This is a genomic window from Streptomyces sp. NPDC058401, assembly GCF_042722885.1.
GTDB lineage: Bacteria > Actinomycetota > Actinomycetes > Streptomycetales > Streptomycetaceae > Streptomyces.
Map to the genome: position 1 here is coordinate 1 of NZ_JBHXKA010000274.1, position 1,328 is coordinate 1,328.

Here is a 1,328-nt window from a genome sequence, read left to right on the forward strand (position 1 = left end):
GGGATCCCCGGGGCGGTACGGGCCCTCGCCCGTTGTCGTCCGACCGCTCGTCAACGCTCCGCGTCGTACGACTCGGTGAGCACCCGCGCGCGCTTCACGTCGTCCGCGATGGCCTCCAGCAGCCCGTCGAGCGACTCGAACTTCGCCATCCCGCGCACGTAGGCGAGGAAGTCCACGGCCACGTGCATGCCGTACAGGTCCAGTCCGACCCGGTCGATCGCGTACGCCTCCACGGTCCGCTCGGTCGCGTCGAACTGCACGTTCGTGCCGACCGAGATCGCCGCCGGCATCCGCTCGCCGTCCGCCGTCAGCCAGCCCGCGTACACCCCGTCGGCCGGGATCGCGGTGTGCGGCTGCGTCTCCACGTTCGCCGTCGGGTAGCCGAGCTCGCGCCCGCGCTGCGCACCGCGCACCACGACGCCTTCCAGGCGGTGCGGGCGGCCGAGGATCTCGGCCGCGCCGTCCATGTCGCCCTGCGCCACGAGCTTGCGCGCCAGGGTGGAGGAGAACGGCACGCCGCCGCCCGCCTCGCCGCGCTCCACCAGGTCCACGACCTCGACCTCGTAGTCGTAGGTGGCGCCGAGCTGCCGCAGGAACTCGACGTTCCCGGCGGCCTTGTGGCCGAAGCGGAAGTTCGGGCCCTCGATGACCGCCAGCGCGTGCAGCTTGTCGACGAGCACCTTCACGATGAAGTCGGCCGGGGACAGCTGCGAGAACTCCGCCGTGAAGGGCAGGATCAGCAGCGCGTCCACGCCCAGCCCGGCCATCAGCTCGGCGCGCCGGTCGTACGGGGCCAGGATCGGCGGGTGGCTGCCGGGGCGGACGACCTCGCTCGGGTGCGGGCTGAAGGTGACGACGACGGAGGGGACACCGAGCTCGCGCGCCCTGGCCACGGCGCGTCCGATGATCAGCTGATGACCCCGGTGGACCCCGTCGTAGGAGCCGATGGTGACGACGCCGCGTCCCCAGTCCTGGGGGATGTCCTCCAAGCCACGCCAGCGCTGCACTGTGACCGCTCCTCGCCCGAACCCTGTGGGCCCACGTCCTGGTTGCCGATTGCAGGTCTAAGACTGCCATGCCCGTGGCCGCTGCCCATCATCGGCGTCTTCCCGCGGCGACGCGCTGTGAGCGAGGGTCTCGACGGTCCGGCGCGCGCTCGGCCCCAGCAGGGCCGCCGCCTCCTGCGGCGCCCGCTCCAGCCAGCGGGCCACGAGTGCGCCGAAGGCCGGTTCGGCCCGCGCCAGCTCTACCGTGCGCCGCTCGAAGACCGCCGGCCCGCCCGGCGCCCGCAGCAGTTGCCGGCCGGTGCGCCGCAGGAGGTCCCGGGT

The 1,328-nt window shown here is 73.3% G+C and carries 2 protein-coding genes; both read right to left on the reverse strand.

What is annotated here, in order from left to right; all coding sequences use genetic code 11:
- Positions 1-50: 50 nt before the first annotated feature.
- Complete coding sequence (locus ACFWNV_RS39700) at positions 51-1,007, reverse strand: bifunctional riboflavin kinase/FAD synthetase (protein ID WP_383957233.1); 957 nt, start codon at positions 1,005-1,007, stop codon at positions 51-53.
- A gap of 57 nt (positions 1,008-1,064) precedes the next feature.
- Positions 1,065-1,328, reverse strand: a 264-nt coding sequence (locus tag ACFWNV_RS39705) for a hypothetical protein (RefSeq protein ID WP_383957236.1), incomplete at its 5' end; no start/stop codon positions are given.